Below are 20,723 nucleotides of genomic sequence, written 5' to 3' on the forward strand. Positions count from 1 at the left end.
TGCACCACAGAACTTTTCCATGGTGCAATCATATACTTTATTTATCTCCTCGAAATACAACGGTACCATCTTCTGCATTCATACTATCTACAATTGCTAATGATTCCAAATGTATTCCCATTTCACGAATAATTTCACCACCAGATTGAAACCCTTTTTCAATTACGATTCCTATTCCCTCAACCGACGCACCTGAGCTAATTACGAGATCTATAAGACCTACCAAAGCGCAGCCGTTTGCCAAGAAATCATCAATGATTAAAACTCGATCAGATGGTTTTAAAAACTTCTTTGATACTATAACATCATATGTTTTCTTATGTGTAAACGACTCTATTTTCGTAGCAAAAACTTCACCTTCAATGTTGATGCTTTGTGCTTTTTTTGCAAATACAACTGGAACATTAAAATACTGTGCCACAATACATGCGATACCAATACCGGATGCCTCGATCGTTAAAATCTTAGTAATTTTTTCTTTCTCAAATAATCTCTTAAATTCTTTTCCAATCTCATTGATTAACTCAATGTCCATCTGATGATTTAAGAAGGAATCCACTTTTAGTACATTACCTTGTTTTACGATACCATCTTTTCTTATTCTGTCTTTTAATAACTGCATTTTAAAATCCTTTCCAAACATCCTTATGTAATGTGTAACTTTATTAGCACTCTTATAATTATACACATTATTTTCTTTTATTCAAATGATTTTTCTTCTAATCATGGTAAAATCATGATTTCATCTTGATTTTATCATATATAGGTTTCTTAAAATAAGAAAAAGCACGCTTTGCGTACTTTTCCTTGTCATGTATGGAAAGACTTCAAGTTTCCTTCAGAATAAGATCTAAATTATATAACTCTTACCTTTAATACACCTTCGATTTCTTCTAATTCTTTTACAAATTCCTCAGTTACCACAGTACATAAGTCAAGTACAGTATAAGCATAATCACCCTTACTCTTATTTGCCAAATTCTCTATGTTAAGATTCTTAGAGGAAAATACAGTAGTAAACTGTGCAAGCATGTTTGGTTTGTTTCTATGGCAAATCGTTACGCGAGTACCAGCCTGACATACACCAGCATCAAGACTTGGATAATTCACGGAATTCACAATGTTACCGTTCTCGATGTAGTCACGAAGTTGCTTCACTGCCATAACTGCACAATTATCTTCCGATTCTTCTGTAGAAGCACCAAGATGAGGAATTGCAATTACTCCTTCCATTCCAGCTGTCTTAGCATTAGGGAAGTCAGTAACATACTTCTTTACCTTACCAGACTTAAGTGCCTCTTCTATTGCATCATCATCCACCAAAAGGTCACGAGCAAAGTTAAGGATTACAACACCATCTTTCATCATTGCTAAGGTGTCTTTATTAATCATTTTCTTCGTGTCATCAAGTAATGGCACATGAACCGTAATATAATCACACTCTTTAAAGATTTCTTCTCTCGTCTTTACGTACTTTATATCACGAGATAAGTTCCAAGCATGTTCCACAGAAATAAATGGATCACATCCAAATACCTCCATCCCAAGTCTATTGGCTGCGTTAGCTACAAGAACACCAATTGCTCCAAGACCGATAACCCCAAGTTTTTTCCCTTGAATTTCAGTTCCAGAGAATTTTGCTTTCCCTTTTTCTACAAGCTTTGCTACATTTTCATCGTCTTTTACAGTCTGTATCCAGTTGATACCACCACTGATATCACGGGCTGCTAATAGCATTCCAGCTACAACTAATTCTTTTACACCATTTGCATTTGCACCTGGTGTATTAAATACAACAATACCCTGCTCTGCACATTTATCTAATGGAATATTATTAACACCTGCACCTGCACGGGCTATTGCTTTTAAGTTAGAAGAGAACTCCATCTCATGCATTGCTGCACTTCGAACTAATACTGCTTCTGCTTCCTCAAATACATCGGTTTTTACATAATTATCATTAAATATATTAAGTCCAACTGGTGCAATCGGATTTAAACAATTATACTTTGTCATATCTTCTCCCCCTCTGACTTAGGCATTCTTTTCCTCAAATTCCTTCATGAATGCAACAAGTATCTCTACTCCTTCGATTGGCATCGCATTGTAGATACTTGCTCTCATACCACCAACGGTTCTATGTCCTTTTAAGTTTACAAAGCCTGCAGCTTTTGCTTCTTTTACAAACTTTGCATCCAATTCTTCAGAGCCAGTTACAAATGGAACATTCATTAAAGAACGGTCCTCTTTTACGACAGTGCCCTTAAACATCTTGCTCTGATCAAGGAAATCATATAAAATCTGTGCTTTCTTCTCATTATGAACCTTCATTGCTTCAAGGCCACCCATTTTTTTAAGCCACTTAAATACTTTACCACAGATGTAAATACCATATGCAGGTGGTGTATTATACATAGATTCGTTATCAACATGGATTTTATATTGAAACATCGTAGGTGTTCCTGGTAGGGTATCCTCAGTAATTAAGTCCTCACGAATAATTACAATAACAACACCAGCAGGTCCAATATTCTTCTGAACACCACCATAAATTAAACCATACTTCGTAACATCTACTGGCTCTGATAAAAAGCAAGAGGATACGTCAGCCACCAGTGGCTTGCCCTTAGTATTTGGTAGTGTCTTAAACTTTGTTCCATATATCGTATTGTTCTCACATATGTAAACATAGTCAGCATTCTCACTTATAGGGAGATCGGAACAATCCGGAATGTAAGTAAATGTCTTATCAGCAGAAGAAGCAACCGCATTTGCTGTACCAAATAATTTTGCTTCCTGATAGGCTTTCTTAGCCCATTGCCCTGTAATAATATAATCTGCTACTTTATTTTTCATTAAATTCATTGGTATCATAGCAAACTGTGAAGAAGCACCACCTTGCAAGAAAAGCACCTTATAGTTATCCGGAATATTCATTAAATCACGTAAATCTTGTTCAGCAGTATTAATGATTGCTTCATATTCCTTAGTACGATGGCTCATCTCCATAACGGACATCCCAGTACCGTTATAATCAAGCATCTCTTCTGCGGCTTCCTTTAGAACCTCTTCTGGTAAAACCGCTGGTCCTGCTGAGAAATTATAAACTCTACCCATTTGAAAATCCTCCTTATTCCTACTATAGATTATCCTAACACCTGGCAAATCTAGTACTTTACCACCCTGTCTTTTAAGCATGCTATGACACAAGCTCTATGCTTAGAACAACTTATGATACAGTCACATTCTAGCCGTTGTCGGTTATTCAAAGCTTTGCCACCTTTATACTGCATTGCTTTAATACACTACATTATATAGCCTTGTTAAATTTCAGTCAATAACTTTATCTTGAAATTTGCAACCTTATTATAAAATCAATGGTATATCAAAAAAACTCTATAAAGTCTTCTTGATATACCATTTTTTAAATTATACCATATATTGAATTTAATTCTATCTATTTTATAAGATACCATACTAAAATTCTATTTACGTTTATTAATGGTTTCAGTAAAAATACAATACTACATCTGACAGTAATTACTTAATTTTATTCTACTGTAAAAGGAATCTCTATATTAAGTACACTACGCGCATCCTCCGCCAATCCAAACCTTGTGATTAGCGTGTACCCTCCGGACTTTAAGCTAATTTTACTATAGTCTACCTCCTTCTCATGATCTACATTAAAATTGTTCTTATTCCCAAACCTCATGTTGCAAGGAGTTTCAATAATGATAATACCAGGTGAAACTGTTCCATACGTCCACATTTGCACCACATTGTCTGAAAAGATAGTTCTTGTCTCATTCCTGATGCTTAACATAGGGGCGTAAAGTAGATGTTCTCTTTCCTGCGGAATGTATTGATAAGAAATAAAGCAATAAAACGTATCATCTTTCGTATACTCATTATTATTGATAAATACTTTCCCTTTGATATCCTCGTTTTGAAATGTCCCTACATTAGGCAAATCTTCATCCACTTCTTCTACCTTGATTGATTTCTTAGGACTCACAAAACAAATCTCTGTCTGATTATCCAAAAGAACACCTTGAATTTCAGTATAAACAGTATATTTTCCGGCAATCAGAAAAAGAGGCGTAGAGGAAAGCTGAATGTCATAGTCCATCTTTACTACTTTGGAAACATCCATTGAGCTCTGTCTCTTATACCAACCATAATTTGAACAATCAAAAACCAAAGGATACTCCTTGTCAAAGAAAATGTTCTTATTATTAATATATTGGTAATCAGCGATAATCTCCATTCCGCTTTCATGTACAAATATAGTCCGTATTCCCTTCGTAGGTTGGAACTCTATGTTTTCCTCTGTTCCATGATAATATATTTTTGTTGCGCAAGAAACTGGATTTCCTTCTATCAAGGTATCCCCTATAGTCAACTCTAGTGTAAATAAAGTATGATCCCTTTTTTTGATATATAGTATAATTAGTAATAAAATTGAGAAAATGCAAATGAAAAATAGATAAATTCCTCTTTTCTTCACTAACGAATTCCTTTCTTTGTTTAATAAGATGTATCAAAGCTAAAACCAATATCTTCATATAGACTGCGTGGTGTAAATTTAACCCCTTCATCTGAATTTGAAGCTATAATTGTTCCTGCTATTAAGTTACGTTCAGCTGCACTTTTTAAATAGACTACTCCGCCACTATCTCCAGGACTCGTTAAATTACCTTTAATAACGGAAGATCCATAAACAAGAATTTTGTTCTTCCCATCAACATCAAAATAAGTCACAACTTGGTTGGTGGCAGTGATAGTACCTGTATTATAACCTGACATTTTTCCATAATATTTAACAATAGTGCCCACAGGGGCTTCGCAACCACCTTGTGATTTATCCCAAAAGAAACTTTTAAATTATTATTAATTACATCTACACCATAACCATTAATAGTATAACCTTTGAATAGTTCATCTATGTCATCATACAAAGATAATAAACTATTATATGAATTAACAACTTTTTCAAATCTAATACTATCTGAATAATTAGTTAATACTCTATATTTTTGTACATAATCATCAGAAGTATCAAGTAGTTGTATGATTAAATCCTCTTTATCTAAATATGCTCCACCAAACTCATCAGGATATGTAATCATTCGAGATTCTTTTCTAAAATTATTGATTAAATCATTGTATGCCTCCAAAGCTTTTGTTTGATCACAATCAAATCCAATATCATGCGCATAGGCATTAGTAAACACATTAAAGGCTGAGACTACCAGAATTATTACCATACAAAAAGCTATTTAACAATCCTCCTAATTTATATTTAATTGTATATTACCATATATGACTATAATTGTAAATAATATATACAATAATACAGTAAATTACAAATTAGGTGAACCGATGTTCTCATTAAAATAAAAAATAATCATAAATTGCATTCTTCTAAAGAAATACTTTTAATTTTGACATCAAAAAAGACATATTAATCCTAAATATTCCAACGCTTTACTTTCCACTTACGATCATTATAGGAACTTTAGCTGGTAGTCTAGTTTCATTCTCTTTTAGCTACCAACTTATTTGGCCTTATTATAAAACCAAAGGTATATCAAAAGCTCTACAAAGCTTCTTGATATACCTTTTTTAAATTATGCCATATATTGATTTTAAGTATCTATTATATAAGATTTCTTAACTCTATTGCATCCGACTGTAATTACTTAATTTAATATAAAGGGAATCTCTATTCTAAATACACTGAAGCGTACCCACCGACAGCCCAAACCTTATGAGCAACGTATACTGCCCTGAATTTAAGCTAAATCGTACTTTTAGAGAATTCTAATACCTATTAATCCGAATGTGATTCCCGATAATATCCCTGCTAAAACATCGGATGGAAAATGTACAAATAAATATACCCTAGAAATTGCTATCAGAGTTGCCAATATCAGCGCAATACTTCCAATTCTTAAGTCATATGCTACAATTGCTGTCGCACATGCAAATGAAGTTGCAGCATGGCCAGATGGAAACGAGGATCCAATTGGTCTTTTAATAAGCATTTTAATATCTTTATATTTATCACAGGGACGTTTTCTCATGCAAAGAGACTTTATAATAAGATTATTACCAATGATAGTTAACAATAGCGATAACAATATTGCTTTCGTTACCTGGCGATCGCCATAAATCCAATAAAACAGAGAAAACGCGAGCCATATCATAGAGCAGTTCCCTAGGGAAGTAATGAAACACATAAACCAATCCATAGTATTACTGCGTTTCTTAAACAACTGAAATAAAAGTTTTTCATCGATTCGAGTGCAATTCTTCATACAAATCTCCTGTTTTCAAAAGGTATCTATTAACTCTACATTATTCCTATCGGAAATCAATCAAATATACGTTAACTTATGGTAAAAATTATGTAAATATTTATCCACAGTCGAATCAAAAAAAAGAAACTGTTATCCACAGTTCCCTCTGATTTATCCGTAGTAATGTTATTCTAAAATAAAAAATAGCAAAAAACAAGAGATTTTCTCATTTTTCACTATTAAAACTTTTATTTTCTTTAATTACTTCACATTGAATTTTTTAAACAAACCTTTTTAGGTTAAGCCCTCGACCTATTAGTAACAATCAGCTACATGTGTTACCACACTTCCACCTTTGTCCTATCAACCTTATCGTCTTTAAGGGGTCTTACTAGCTTGTGCTATGGGATATCTTATCTTGAGGGGGGCTTCACGCTTAGATGCCTTCAGCGTTTATCCCGTCCCGACTTGGCTACTCGGCCATGCTCTTGGTAGAACAACCGATACACCAGAGGTCAGTCCATCCCGGTCCTCTCGTACTAAGGACAGCTCCTCTCAAATATCCTACGCCTACGCCGGATAGGGACCGAACTGTCTCACGACGTTCTGAACCCAGCTCGCGTACCGCTTTAATGGGCGAACAGCCCAACCCTTGGGACCTACTACAGCCCCAGGATGCGATGAGCCGACATCGAGGTGCCAAACCACTCCGTCGATGTGAACTCTTGGGAGTGATAAGCCTGTTATCCCCAGGGTAGCTTTTATCCGTTGAGCGATGGCAATCCCACTTTATACCACCGGATCACTAAGTCCTACTTTCGTACCTGCTCCACCCGTCGGTGTCACAGTCAAGCTCTCTTATGCCTTTGCACTCTACGAATGGTTTCCAACCATTCTGAGAGAACCTTTGAGCGCCTCCGATACCCTTTCGGAGGCGACCGCCCCAGTCAAACTCCCCGCCTGACATTGTCCCCTAGCCGGGTCACGGCTACAGGTTAGAAATCCAGTACTACAAGGGTGGTATCCCAACAGCGACTCCGTAAGAACTGGCGTTCCTACTTCTTAGTCTCCCACCTATCCTGTACATGCAGCACCGAATCCCAGTATCAAGCTGAAGTAAAGCTCCATGGGGTCTTTCCGTCCTGGCGCAGGTAACCAGCATCTTCACTGGTATTTCAATTTCACCGGGTGCATTGTCGAGACAGTGCCCAAATCATTACGCCTTTCGTGCGGGTCGGAACTTACCCGACAAGGAATTTCGCTACCTTAGGACCGTTATAGTTACGGCCGCCGTTTACTGGGGCTTAAGTTCAAAGCTTCGACTTGCGTCTAACCTCTCCCCTTAACCTTCCAGCACCGGGCAGGCGTCAGCCCATATACCTCACCTTTCGGTTTTGCATAGACCTGTGTTTTTGCTAAACAGTTGCTTGGGCCAATTCTCTGCGGCCTACTTTCGTAGGCACCCCTTCTCCCGAAGTTACGGGGTCATTTTGCCGAGTTCCTTAACAATGCTTCTCCCGTCGGCCTTAGGATTCTCTCCTCATCCACCTGTGTCGGTTTACGGTACGGGCATATAGCAAACAATAGCGGCTTTTCTTGACAGCATAGGTTCAGAAACTTCATTACTTAAAGTTCACTCCGCATCACACTTCACCATCACGAAACGGATTTGCCTATTTCGCTTGACTTTGTGCTTGCGCCGGTTTTTCCATTCCCGGCTTTTCCTACCTTTCTGTGTCCCCACAGTTCTGTTACTATATGGTACAGGAATATCAACCTGTTGTCCATCGACTACGACTCTCGTCCTCGCCTTAGGCCCCGACTTACCCAGAGCAGATCAGCTTTACTCTGGAAACCTTGGATATTCAGCCTAGAAGATTCTCACTTCTATCTCGCTACTCATTCCGGCATTCTCTCTTCTTAACACTCCACTGCTCCTTACGGTACAGCTTCTTCGCAGTTAAGAATGCTCCTCTACCAATCATACATTGTATGATTCCACAGCTTCGGTGGTGTGTTTTAGCCCCGGACATTTTCGGCGCAGGATCTCTCGACTAGTGAGCTATTACGCACTCTTTGAATGTATGGCTGCTTCTAAGCCAACATCCTAGTTGTCTCTGAAATCCCACATCCTTTTCCACTTAACACACACTTTGGGACCTTAGCTGGTGGTCTGGGCTCTTTCCCTTTTGACTACCCAACTTATCTCGTGTAGTCTGACTCCCGATCATCATCTATACGGCATTCGGAGTTTGATAACCTTCGGTAAGCTTTGACGCCCCCTAGGGTATTCAGTGCTCTACCTCCGTTAGACTAAATCGAGGCTAGCCCTAAAGCTATTTCGAGGAGAACCAGCTATCTCCGGGTTCGATTGGAATTTCTCCCCTATCCACAGTTCATCACCACCCTTTTCAACGGATGTGTGTTCGGTCCTCCACCACCTTTTACGGCAGCTTCAACCTGACCATGGATAGATCACCCGGTTTCGGGTATACACGTACTGACTGATCCATCAAAGATGGATTTACGCCCTATTCAGACTTGGTTTCCCTTCGGCTCCAGACTTTCTGTCCTTAACCTTGCCAGTAAATGTAACTCGCCGGACCGTTCTACAAAAAGTACGCGGTTCCACATATAAAGTGGTTCCACAGCTTGTAAACATATGGTTTCAGGTTCTCTTTCACTCCCCTCCCGGGGTTCTTTTCACCTTTCCTTCACAGTACTATGCACTATCGGTCACTAAGTAGTATTTAGCCTTGGGGGGTGGTCCCCCCGAATTCCAACAAGGTTTCTCGTGTCTCGTTGTACTTTGGATACCGCTCGCTCTCTTCCGGTTTCGAATACGAGGCTTTCACTCTCTCTGGCTGGCTTTCCCAAAACCATTCTTCTACCTTTCAAGTCACTTATTGCGGTCCATAACCCCGTGGATAAATCCACGGTTTAGGCTCCTTCCCTTTCGCTCGCCGCTACTCAGGAAATCGATTTTTCTTTCTCTTCCTCCGGGTACTTAGATGTTTCAGTTCCCCGGGTTCCCGGCGTATGGCTATGTATTCACCATACGTCAATGGAGGTTTGCTCCATTAGGTTTCCCCATTCAGAAATCTACGGGTCTAAGGATATTTGCTCCTCACCGTAGCTTATCGCAGCTTATCACGTCTTTCATCGGCTCTTAGTGCCAAGGCATCCACCATACGCTCTTATTAGCTTAACCTTTGTATTAGGTCACACTTTTCAGCATGTTCTAATATTGATATTTCATCACCTAGCGTGATGACTACTTTATCGGTTTGTTTATCGTTTATCCCTCATGATATCGTCTATCATAAGAGTAACGTGTCATTGTATTTAGATGTCTGACTCATAAATACGTTAATATTTATGTTTCATATTTCAATGTGAAGTTTTCAAAGTACAGTTTTTGGTTGTTATTACAACCCGACTGATATTTAATCAGTCATTGCATCAATCAAATATGTTAAATACTTTCTTAATTATTATAGAAGATATTCATTTGATTCATCCAATCACTGGTTAAACCAGTATCTATGTGAACTCTCTTATGATATAAATACCATGTGAGAAGATTTGCATATTTACTTCTTTTGTTTAACTATCTTTTGTTAGTATTACTTATATATTAGAAGAATTTTCATTCTTTTCTTTTTTATAAATCTGGCAGCCACCTACTCTCCCGTGCCGTCTCCAGCAAAGTACCATCGGCCGCTTAAGTCTTAACCATCGTGTTCGAGATGGGAACGGGTGTTTCCCCTAAGCGCATCGCCACCAGAAATTTGGTGCTATCTATTTAATTTATTGCCCTAAGGCAAAATTGATAACTCAACAGTGAAACAACCTTTACTCTTACTCTTAGAAAGGAGGTGATCCAGCCGCACCTTCCGATACGGCTACCTTGTTACGACTTCACCCCAGTTATAAATCCCGCCTTCGGCAGCTCCCTCCTTACGGTTGGGTCACTGACTTCGGGCGTTACCTACTCCCATGGTGTGACGGGCGGTGTGTACAAGACCCGGGAACGTATTCACCGCGACATTCTGATTCGCGATTACTAGCGATTCCAGCTTCATGTACTCGAGTTGCAGAGTACAATCCGAACTGGGATGACCTTTTTGAGATTTGCTCCCCCTCGCAGGCTTGCTTCTCTTTGTAGTCACCATTGTAGCACGTGTGTAGCCCAAATCATAAGGGGCATGATGATTTGACGTCATCCCCGCCTTCCTCCAGGTTATCCCTGGCAGTCTCTCTAGAGTGCCCAGCCGAACTGCTGGCTACTAAAGATAGGGGTTGCGCTCGTTGCGGGACTTAACCCAACATCTCACGACACGAGCTGACGACAACCATGCACCACCTGTCACCTCTGTCCCGAAGGAAGACCGACGTTACTCGGTTGTCAGAGGGATGTCAAGACTTGGTAAGGTTCTTCGCGTTGCTTCGAATTAAACCACATGCTCCACCGCTTGTGCGGGTCCCCGTCAATTCCTTTGAGTTTCATTCTTGCGAACGTACTCCCCAGGTGGAATACTTATTGCGTTAGCTGCGCCACCGAAGCCATGATAGCCCCGACAGCTAGTATTCATCGTTTACGGCGTGGACTACCAGGGTATCTAATCCTGTTTGCTCCCCACGCTTTCGAGCCTCAGTGTCAGTTACAGTCCAGTAAGCCGCCTTCGCCACTGGTGTTCCTCCTAATATCTACGCATTTCACCGCTACACTAGGAATTCCACTTACCTCTCCTGCACTCTAGTAAGCCAGTTTCAAATGCAGTCCCAGGGTTGAGCCCTGGGCTTTCACATCTGACTTGACCTACCACCTACGCTCCCTTTACACCCAGTAAATCCGGATAACGCTTGCCCCCTACGTATTACCGCGGCTGCTGGCACGTAGTTAGCCGGGGCTTCTTAGTCAGGTACTGTCATTATCTTCCCTGCTGATAGAGCTTTACATACCGAAATACTTCTTCACTCACGCGGCGTCGCTGGATCAGGGTTTCCCCCATTGTCCAATATTCCCCACTGCTGCCTCCCGTAGGAGTTTGGGCCGTGTCTCAGTCCCAATGTGGCCGGTCACTCTCTCAAGCCGGCTACTGATCGTCGCCTTGGTAGGCCATTACCCCACCAACTAGCTAATCAGACGCGGGCCCATCTCATACCTATAAATATTTGATAGCAAAATCATGCGGTTTCGCTATGTTATGCGGTTTTAGCAATCGTTTCCGACTGTTATCCCCCTGTATGAGGCAGGTTACCCACGCGTTACTCACCCGTCCGCCACTAAGTTTCTAAACTTCCATCCGAGGACTTCCATTTAAAAACTCCGTTCGACTTGCATGTGTTAAGCACGCCGCCAGCGTTCATCCTGAGCCAGGATCAAACTCTCAAATTAAAGTTTTTAACGAAGTTAAAAACTGATACTAATCGACGTTAGTCAATTAGATACCTTTTAAGGTTTTAACCATTCAGAACAATTGCTGACTTCTAAGTTGCCTTAGTTATCAATCTTTGTTTCCGTTTACTGTTATAGGGTTGTGTCTGATTTTCATCAAACACAGTTCTATTGCCAAACATTTCTGCTTGGACTTTTATTCTCAACGAATTTCAAGGTTGTTTCACTGTTCAGTTATCAAAGTTCATTGTGTGCTTGTTTTTGTTTCTCACAAGCAGCTTAGTTAGTATATCATGTAGCTTTTTGTTTGTCAAGAACTTTTTTCAAAGTTTTTTGAACTGTTTATTCTTTTCAAACAATTTAGCAACTCATTTATAATATCATGTTTTGCTTTGCTTGTCAACCCTTATTTTAAAAGGTTTTTGAGAGTATTAAATTGTTTACACAATTCAGTTATCTCTCAGCGACAGCTTATTTAGTGTATCACCTTAAAACTTAATTGTCAACAACTAAATTAAATTAATTTCGTAATCTACTTTTAAATCATTTTCATAATCTACTTTTAAATATTTTCTTCCAGACTTTCTCCCTTTACTTATGGATAGATACACGAATTTAGAAATGAAACAATACACTAAAAAAATAATTTACTCCTATAAAAAGTGCTATCCTAAAGATCAATTCATAGGATAGCACTCAAAATAACCTTTATTTGATAATTACTTTGGTCTGATAGGTATAAGTCGCTCCGTAATATAATTTTACTTTAGTAGTAATCGTAACAGCACCCTGGCTCTTAGCAGTAATCGTTCCATTTTCATCAACAGTAGCAATCTCTTCATCACTGGATTGATATGCTATAACCACTCTTCCTTTGGCGCTGAATAAAGCCTTCATTGTAAAGCTCTCAACTCTTTCCAAAGTAATCGGAAGACCTGCTAATACTTGTTGTTTTTTTCCTTGGTTTAAAGTTAATTCATTTTCTACTTGTATAAGATCTTTTGTCGATGTAATTCCTTCTTTCGATACTTTTTCTTTTAATAGAACATACTCATTCCCTTTTATAATAGGAATTTCCACATAACCATCTTTATCAACTCTGTATGTTGTACCAAATGGTACCGGCTCAAGCATTCCGGTATTACTATTTACCGAATAGAGATATAGTTTCTGTAAGGCTTTAAATCCATACTCTTTCCCAACAAAGAATTTAATTTCACTTTGCGCCGGTAGTACTCCTGATTGCTTAAAATCAAGGAAGAGTCCGTCAGTATTGTTTTTATCTTTCGATAAAATACTACTTATCCTCTTATTATTAGATATTCTACCAATATCAACACCGAGAGATAACTCTCCAGTAATGGTTCCCTTAGCTAAATTATTGACATCCAATTTTAACTCATAAAGAACTGTACCTAAACTATCCTTAACAACATAGTAAATATCCTTATTATTTTTAACAGCCGCTTCCAAAACTTCCTTCTTAATCACATAATTAGGTAGCATCTCATGTTTTGTATTAACTTCAATAATGACCTTATCAACATAATTGCTACGAAGTTGTGAAAGAATAAATTCCTCTGGTAACTCTATTAAAGAAGCATCCATATTTAACACAATCTTTGCAGCTCCATCATAAATATATACTTCAACCGGATTCCTAACCTGTTCCGGTATAGGTACTATGGTTGGAGTAATTATCGGTGTCGGTGATGGTGTTACTGTTAGCGCCACTGTCGGCGTTACTTCTGGCATCGGAGTTGGCGTCACCATTGGCGTTACCGTTGGTGTTACTTCTGGCGTCGGAGTTGGCGTCACTGTCGGCGTCACTTCTGGCGTTGGAGTCGGTGTCACTGTTGGTGTTACCTCTGGTGTTGGAGTTGGTGTCACTACAACATCACTGCTTCTCTTGATAGAAATATTATCAAGTTCAATTGTATATACATTATTTTCTGCCTCTTTGGTAGCGAGTAGGAAATTAAGTTTCGTACCATTTATCGCTGAGGTGAAGGTCCAAGAATATTTCTGAGGAGTTGTAGTTAATATAAATGTCTTATCTGCTTGACCTGCGCATTGTACAACAATCTGGTGATTCTGCGTAGACTTTGCATCAAAGGTAAGTGTATATTCTACCCCTTTACTAACCGGTACTAAGTCTTGGAATACTTGGATTGCCCAAGTTTCAGAGCTCTGACCAGCAGAAGTTACTGCTATTTTTCCCTCCGAAACTACTAATGATCCGGTCTTATCTCCATTCATAAACCATGATCCCCAAAAACTAAAGTCTTCAAAAGTACCATTTTTGATAAATTCACCATCGGATCCTATCACAACCTGAGTTACCTCTATTGTATCATCCATACCAGCAGCTTTTATTACAACTCTATAATTTCCTGCTACCAGGAATAAGCTTTTATCTAGGATAACTGAATCTTCGTAATAAGTAACCTTATTAGACGGTACAGCTTCTCCGTTTATGTACACAGTCTTTGGTGCTTCATTCCAAGCTGCTTCTATTGAATGAGTTAAGATACTATCTTCTCCTAATTTGATTGTTTGCTTTACAATCATTTCCGGGGTTACTTTGGAAAGTTCCTCCGGTGTCATCTCTCGAATCACAATATTGACAACGATAATATCATGCGGATTGTTTTGATTTGATGTTATCAAATCTCCCTTAGTTACATTTCCAAGTAGAAAATTTAATTTTGTTCCACCGGATACAGGGGAATCATATCGAAACTTATAATGAGAGATATCTTTTTCTAATACTGCTGTAGATAAAGGATTTGCACCGTTTTTCACACCAAGCTCTATGGTAAATGGTCTGCGTATCGTAGCGCTTGCATCAAATTCTAACACATAAGATTTTCCGCCTTCCATTGGGATATTCTCTTGGTAAAGCTGTAAATCCCAAGTATTTCCCTCATGCCATATAAAATGAACCTTTGCATTTTTTTCTGTAGCATCTATCGTTCCACAGCCATTTTGAAAATAGGTGCCCCAGCCTTCTGTTCCATTATCAAAAGAGCCATTGACTACGAGATTACCACCGCTCTCCATTACTGACTGAACTAATGCATTCGTTGAATCATATCCATCCGCTGTTGCTTGTATGGTATAGACACCAGCTCTATCAAATAATTCAGATCTTAAAGTAACCGTTTTATCTGCTTTATTAAAACTAACAAGGCTACTATCGACTGGGACATTATTGATAGAAAACTTTATATTTTCTGCATTTTCCCATCCTGATTTTTCATAGTACCTTAGGATAATATCTTCGGATACCTTTGGTGTAGCTTGAGAGCTAACCAAAAATGCACCTTGTAATAACGGTTTATTTGTAACATACAGCTCCACATCTTTAACATAAAACCTACAGATCTCACTAAACGCCCCTAACAGATACTTAAGTCCAAGGTTTCCTGAAAACCCTGCTGTAAAATTATAAGTATATTCCTGCCACTCCTTTGTGATATCAAAGCTTGTATCCAGTACACTTGCCCAGTCACCGCCCTCACGCTGTATTCTGATAATCGGAGTCTGAGTCTGATCACTTGAGGTTCTCGCCTTAAACTTCATTGTGTAATTTAATCCCTTAGCAATATCAACACCTGGGTACAATAGCATCTTATCGTAATTATTTATACACCTAGCACCAACTGCATAGCAAACATTTTCACCATTTTCAGACTCTACAGCATAGTCAGTTTGCGATACAGTCCATCCTGCGGTCCCTGCTGAAAAATCTCCATTACCTACCGGATAAATTTTCACACCTTCATAACTTACATTATTATCAGTCAAGCGCTTCATTGAGATATCATCAAGCGTAATGATACCTGTATTTCCACCTACATAGATTCTTAACTTTGACATCTCATCTGTATCAGTTCCCATTGTAAAAGTTAATTCGCATGGTGTCATAGTAGAGCCTATCTCATATTCCTTACTTCCATAGACGGTCATACTATCTTCACTTAAAAGTTCTAACTTAACCGTACCGGTATGTTCCGATTTTGCATTGAATTTTACCTGATAGGTATCCTTTTTTAATAGATTTAAACCTACTTGTTCTATAAAGGAATCTGATAAGGATACGTCAAAGCCCGATAGTTTTAGAGCCCTTTCTAAAGCGGTAACATTACCTGTTGCTCCAACCACTCTCCAAAACTGCATACGAGTTGCATTTCCCTGATCAAAGGTTCCATTATAAATATGCTCTCCATTTGCAAGTGGTGGCTTTGGGGCATCCTCTGAAATATCCCCAATTAATTCTAATACTTCAACTTTTACATTTTTAATGGATACAGGAATGTTGCTAAGTCCCATATTTAACTCTAGCCTTCCTGTTGTGGAGTCTTTGCTCATATCAAAAGTAAACTGATGTGTCTTATAAGACGTAGACAATGTGGCATTAACTACATCCGAATAAAGACTGAAATTTATCGGATTTGCTACTTTAATTTCCAACGTACGTGAGGCATCTGCTTTTGCATCAAAAGATACTTTATAGCGATATCCCTTTGTTAACGGAAGCTTATGTATCATTTGAATGGAATAAGTCTGGTTTCCCTGTGATGATATAGCTATTCTTGCAGAATCGTCTTCTTGTTTTTCTGCAATCGCATCTCCCGAAAAATCAGGCAAACAAACCAAATCCCAACCATTGGTACTATTATTCGCATAATCACTTGTCACTTTGTGAATTGCATCAAAGGTACCAGTAATAAGATTAGAACCTATAGCAACTCCCTCTGGAAGAGGATCTGGTAACACGGCTGGAGGCAATACATTTTCATCATATGTCTGCCCTTCCAAGTCATAAACTCGTACATAATCTATCTTCATCTGTCTGTTATCCAGTGAAGTATCTAGCTGTCCACCATCGTAATTTCCACCGACAGCCAAGTTAAGCATGAGATAGAATTCCTGATCAAAAGGCGCTGGATAGGTATAATTTACAGGATTTCCATCTCTTTTTGAATACCAATCGCTTGTTTCATAATAAAGAATGTCATCCACATACCAACGCATAACGCCCGGTAACCATTCTAAAGCATAGACATGTTCGTCCGTGATGCGAAAAGATTCTGAAGTATAGTTATCACCCATGTATTTGTTGTTTGGCCATGAACCGCCATAGTGGAGTGTTCCGCCCACTTGATTCACGAGTCTTCCCCTTGCTTCCATAATATCGATTTCACCGGACAACGCCCAACCTCCATATTTATCATAAGCCGGCATCATCCAAAAGGCTGGCCAATAACCTGTTCCTTCTGGCATAGAAATTTTTGCTTCAAAACGTCCGTATTTTTTGGTAAACAATGCGGGTGTTCCTTGTTCGGATGCATCGATGGAACCCTTGGTCCAGATTCTTCCTGAAGTATAAGAGGCTCCCTGATATTTGTTGCTATCATGGTTCTTCTTTGCAGTAATTACTAGCTTACCATCTTCAAAGCTCACATTATTTCCGTCATCGGTGTAGTACTGTTGTTCACTGTTTCCCCAACCCGCAATTCCATAGGCTGACCCATCACCAACCTGATATCCCCATTTTGTCGTATCAAGTTCTGTTCCATTAAATTCATCCTGCCATACCAGCTTCCAAAGGTTATCGTTTGTACCATCATTAGTGACAATAGTATCTCCTATCACAGGAACAGACTCTTCTGGTATTTGATCTGATGCTCTTACTATATTGGGTACAGCAGAACATAATACCATACTTGTACAAAGACAAATTGACAAAATCTTTTTACTAAGGTTACCTTTTGTTTTTCTCCTCATAACATACCTCCTTCTTACATATCGCAGTTCCTAAAATCCCATGCTATGGTAGACCCCCATGCGTTTCCTTATAGCATGAAATACAGCTGATGAAATCAGCTACTTCCTATAGTAAAATACAACCACACAAGATATCAGTGGTTGTATTTTATAGAAGGTACATATTTTTTAGATTGCACACTTTTAGGACAAAATTCATCACAAAAAAGGGAGGCAAAGCTTCCCTTCCATCACATGTATTCATTACTTTTAAAATTTTATATCTGTAAACCTATTTCTGACAATTCTCACAAAAGTAAATTGTGCCACCCATATAGTTAGCCTTCCTTATTTCCTGTCCGCATTTTGTACATGGGGTTAGATAGGTTTTTCTGCTTAGATAAGTAAGATACTTTCCTTCTTCACCAAATATATCTTTTTCAGTATCTCTGCCGCCACCTTCCACCATATCACGAAGAACACTCTTTATCGCGGAGAATAGATTTAAAAATTCTTCTTCCTCTACATTCTTCATCTTTCTCTTTGGATGAATGCCTGAGGTAAAAAGAATATCCTGAAGTACTCCATTCCCTAATCCGGGTATTCTTTGTTCGGTTGCTAGGAATGCTTTAGCGGATAAATTCTCACATTTATCGGTATACAAGGACCTAAAATAAGTATAATCAAATTCCTCAGATAATGGATGTGGTTTATCTATTGCTCCCTGATAATAATTATTCTTAAATTCTCCCTCCGCAAATGCCCAAATACCTCCATACATCATGACTGTTACCACTAATGCAGAATCATCTTCAAACTCTATATATAGTTGATTCTTTTTTGGAGCTTTATTCCTATCAGCATAATAGCGTATGGATGTTCCATCTGTAAATACGATTTTACAATCATCTGCTTTAATTTCTAACATGCCACCACATGGTCTTGCCTTTACTATGGTCTTACCAGATAGAAGTTCATCATAATTTTCTGGATTTCCATGATACCATGCAAAAGAGTGCGGTGATTGATTTGCTTTTACATAACGAATTACTTTACCTACAAGACTTTCATTTATTTCCTTTGATAATACTATACTTTCCGGTATTTCAAGCATAAAAACCTCCTCATGTAATGATATGTTCCGCTGGATAGTGCTTTCTAATCAATATTATAAACTAGTTTACATAATCTGTCATTCTTCTTTTACATTCTATAGCTAATTCGCCTAGCTTCTCTTATCATTTCATGAATGTAAAAATATGATATGAGTTTCATAAGTAAGATTATTAATGTTATCATGCACAATCAAGTTGTTACAGGCAATAAGGGCTGCTGTTATCAGATTAATTTTATTTGCGGGTGGGACCGATAATTTAAAGATTGTAAATCAGTACTAAAACAAAGGCTTACTATGATAAAATGAATAATCATAGTAAGCCTTCCATTATACCCAAGAAAACAATAGTAGCGTTATAATGTTTGAAGGAAAGAGAACTAAAACGTTATTTAATATCTGATTTTAGAAATCTCTTTTCTTCTTCCTTTAAATCTAATCCAAGTGTTCCGCCTGGATTCATATTATACCCAGGATCAAAATAATCCTTAAGAACCTTAAATACTCCATATTCTTTTCTGCCTAGCTGACCTTCTAACCAAGGTGCAAACATTTTACCTATTCCGTGATGATGACTCATAGCTGCACCGGATTTCTGAATTGCATCAAGGATAGTGCTGTGATATGCTTTGAACTTTTCAGCATCACTTAACTTGGTAATAAAGATAAAATAAAGGTTTGCTCCCTGTGGGTAGCAATGTGACATATGAGTTGTTACAATGGTGTTCGGTAATTTGTGGCAGACTTCTCTAACATCCCTATGTACCTGTGCCATATTGGACCAGTTCACAGTACATTCTAATGTATCGGTTGTAATACCAAAATCCATTAAAGTATCTCTAAGGTATGGGTCATTAAATCGGCCTTTTTCCCAACTCTTCGTTACAAATGAGGTCAAACTCATGCCACCATATTGTTTTGCAATTCTTTTAATATTCTTAGCTACATTTTTAGAAAATCCTTTTTCACCATCTGTAAATCCTAAAAACAGGCAGCGTTCCATATCTTTATATCCCCTGATATCAAAGATCTTATGTAAAGGAGTTTCATCTACATTGTATAAACGAAGCATTAAATTTGTTTCTTCAGGGTCGGATAATCGAAAAACGGAAGAAAATCCTGCCTCACACTGCATCATTTCTCTAGCTGCCTCCTGAGCTATTTCCCAGTTCTTAAAAATATAAGAAAATCTTTTTCTGTTTTCCGGCATATAGCGAAAGACTTTTAAAGTTACTTCTGTCAAAACACCAAAAGTCCCTTCCCCACCCATCATTATCTGATTCAAATTTGGACCGGTAGCTTCCATTGGATAAGGACTTGTTTGAATCGTTCCAATTGGCGTTGCATATTTTTGTCCCATTACAATATCAGAGATACATCCATAATAAGTACTGTTTTGACCTGCTCCCCTTGTTACAACCCATCCACCGACACTGCTGTATTCAAAAGACTGCGGAAAATGCCCACAGGTATATGCTCTCTTAGCACCAAACAAGGTAGGAGCTTGATTTAGCGCCTCTTCTAACTGTGGTCCCGACATACCCGTTTGAACGGTAATCGTTTGATCAATCTCGTTAAAGGAAAGTACTTTGTTATACCTTAGCCTCATATCCAGCGAGATCCCACCCTTTATTGGTTCCACACCTCTTGTAACACTACTACCGCCACCATACACATAAAGAGGTATATTATGTTTGGTACTATATTCAACAATCTGTTCAATCTGCTTCGTTGTATCAGGATAGACAACAACATCTGGTACACAATCAACTCGTCTTTCACGAAGCCGCAATGCATCATAACCGGTCTTTCCATAGGCAACAGCAAGACGTGGATAATCGTCCGTTGTTACAAATTCGTTTCCAACTATATCCTTTAGGGCCTTGATATGTACTTTATCTAAACCACATGGAATATCTAATTTTACTTTCTCCATTCCAATATCACCGGTATATTGTTTGAAATCTTCATCCTTCATCTCAAACTTTTCCTTCATCATCTTAAACAATGATTCTTTAGGATATTTCACAAACTCAGGGTCTCCCCAGCGAAAGATAGATCGATAACTGTTTTTTGGCGCTGCTTCTTTCACCCATTTAGGTTCAAATCCTGTATATGGCTTACTCATTAT

The 20,723-nt window shown here is 38.4% G+C and carries 10 protein-coding genes and 3 rRNA genes; all 13 read right to left on the reverse strand.

Features of this window, described 5'->3' with window-relative positions; all coding sequences use genetic code 11:
* Positions 1–37: 37 nt before the first annotated feature.
* Positions 38–622 carry a xanthine phosphoribosyltransferase gene (locus CPHY_RS17510; RefSeq protein WP_012201383.1) on the reverse strand — a complete coding sequence of 195 codons (585 nt, stop codon included), beginning with the start codon at positions 620–622 and terminating at the stop codon, positions 38–40.
* 233 nt (positions 623–855) lie between these two features.
* Positions 856–2,016, reverse strand: coding sequence for a phosphoglycerate dehydrogenase (locus CPHY_RS17515; RefSeq protein WP_012201384.1), 1,161 nt, complete (start codon positions 2,014–2,016; stop codon positions 856–858).
* A gap of 18 nt (positions 2,017–2,034) precedes the next feature.
* Complete coding sequence (gene serC, locus CPHY_RS17520) at positions 2,035–3,117, reverse strand: 3-phosphoserine/phosphohydroxythreonine transaminase (protein ID WP_041703761.1); 1,083 nt, start codon at positions 3,115–3,117, stop codon at positions 2,035–2,037.
* A gap of 433 nt (positions 3,118–3,550) precedes the next feature.
* Positions 3,551–4,387: a hypothetical protein gene (locus CPHY_RS17525; RefSeq protein ID WP_041703762.1), complete on the reverse strand. Its 837-nt coding sequence runs from the start codon at positions 4,385–4,387 to the stop codon at positions 3,551–3,553.
* Between the two features lie 143 nt (positions 4,388–4,530).
* Positions 4,531–4,809, reverse strand: coding sequence for a hypothetical protein (locus CPHY_RS17530; RefSeq protein WP_012201387.1), 279 nt, complete (start codon positions 4,807–4,809; stop codon positions 4,531–4,533).
* Positions 4,761–5,270, reverse strand: a complete 510-nt coding sequence (locus CPHY_RS17535; RefSeq protein ID WP_012201388.1) for a hypothetical protein — start codon at positions 5,268–5,270, stop codon at positions 4,761–4,763. The genes CPHY_RS17530 and CPHY_RS17535 overlap by 49 nt, the downstream gene beginning before the upstream one ends.
* A 546-nt stretch (positions 5,271–5,816) precedes the next feature.
* Complete coding sequence (locus CPHY_RS17540; RefSeq protein ID WP_012201389.1) at positions 5,817–6,323, reverse strand: phosphatase PAP2 family protein; 507 nt, start codon at positions 6,321–6,323, stop codon at positions 5,817–5,819.
* A gap of 277 nt (positions 6,324–6,600) precedes the next feature.
* Positions 6,601–9,516: ribosomal RNA gene (locus tag CPHY_RS17545) — 23S ribosomal RNA — on the reverse strand.
* 459 nt (positions 9,517–9,975) lie between these two features.
* Positions 9,976–10,093: ribosomal RNA gene (gene rrf, locus CPHY_RS17550) — 5S ribosomal RNA — on the reverse strand.
* A gap of 83 nt (positions 10,094–10,176) precedes the next feature.
* Positions 10,177–11,706: ribosomal RNA gene (locus CPHY_RS17555) — 16S ribosomal RNA — on the reverse strand.
* The 16S, 23S and 5S rRNA genes sit together here, the layout of an rRNA operon.
* 708 nt (positions 11,707–12,414) lie before the next feature.
* The gene (locus CPHY_RS17560) at positions 12,415–17,499 is read right to left on the reverse strand and encodes a carbohydrate binding domain-containing protein (RefSeq protein WP_012201390.1); all 5,085 of its coding nucleotides are present in this window, start codon (positions 17,497–17,499) and stop codon (positions 12,415–12,417) included.
* A 271-nt stretch (positions 17,500–17,770) separates the two neighbouring features.
* Positions 17,771–18,592 carry a formamidopyrimidine-DNA glycosylase gene (locus CPHY_RS17565; protein ID WP_012201391.1) on the reverse strand — a complete coding sequence of 274 codons (822 nt, stop codon included), beginning with the start codon at positions 18,590–18,592 and terminating at the stop codon, positions 17,771–17,773.
* 388 nt (positions 18,593–18,980) lie between these two features.
* Positions 18,981–20,720, reverse strand: coding sequence for an FAD-binding oxidoreductase (locus tag CPHY_RS17570; RefSeq protein ID WP_012201392.1), 1,740 nt, complete (start codon positions 20,718–20,720; stop codon positions 18,981–18,983).
* Positions 20,721–20,723: the final 3 nt, after the last annotated feature.

Source organism: Lachnoclostridium phytofermentans ISDg (assembly GCF_000018685.1).
Taxonomy (GTDB): Bacteria; Bacillota; Clostridia; order Lachnospirales; family Lachnospiraceae; genus Lachnoclostridium; species Lachnoclostridium phytofermentans.

Coding starts and splice junctions, on each gene's coding strand:
- CPHY_RS17510 (WP_012201383.1), bottom strand. CDS start 622: ATGCAGTTATTAAAAGACAGAATAAGAAAAGATGGTATCGTAAAACAA.
- CPHY_RS17515 (WP_012201384.1), bottom strand. CDS start 2,016: ATGACAAAGTATAATTGTTTAAATCCGATTGCACCAGTTGGACTTAAT.
- serC (WP_041703761.1), bottom strand. CDS start 3,117: ATGGGTAGAGTTTATAATTTCTCAGCAGGACCAGCGGTTTTACCAGAA.
- CPHY_RS17530 (WP_012201387.1), bottom strand. CDS start 4,809: ATGTCAGGTTATAATACAGGTACTATCACTGCCACCAACCAAGTTGTG.
- CPHY_RS17535 (WP_012201388.1), bottom strand. CDS start 5,270: ATGGTAATAATTCTGGTAGTCTCAGCCTTTAATGTGTTTACTAATGCC.
- CPHY_RS17540 (WP_012201389.1), bottom strand. CDS start 6,323: ATGAAGAATTGCACTCGAATCGATGAAAAACTTTTATTTCAGTTGTTT.
- CPHY_RS17560 (WP_012201390.1), bottom strand. CDS start 17,499: ATGAGGAGAAAAACAAAAGGTAACCTTAGTAAAAAGATTTTGTCAATT.
- CPHY_RS17565 (WP_012201391.1), bottom strand. CDS start 18,592: ATGCTTGAAATACCGGAAAGTATAGTATTATCAAAGGAAATAAATGAA.
- CPHY_RS17570 (WP_012201392.1), bottom strand. CDS start 20,720: ATGAGTAAGCCATATACAGGATTTGAACCTAAATGGGTGAAAGAAGCA.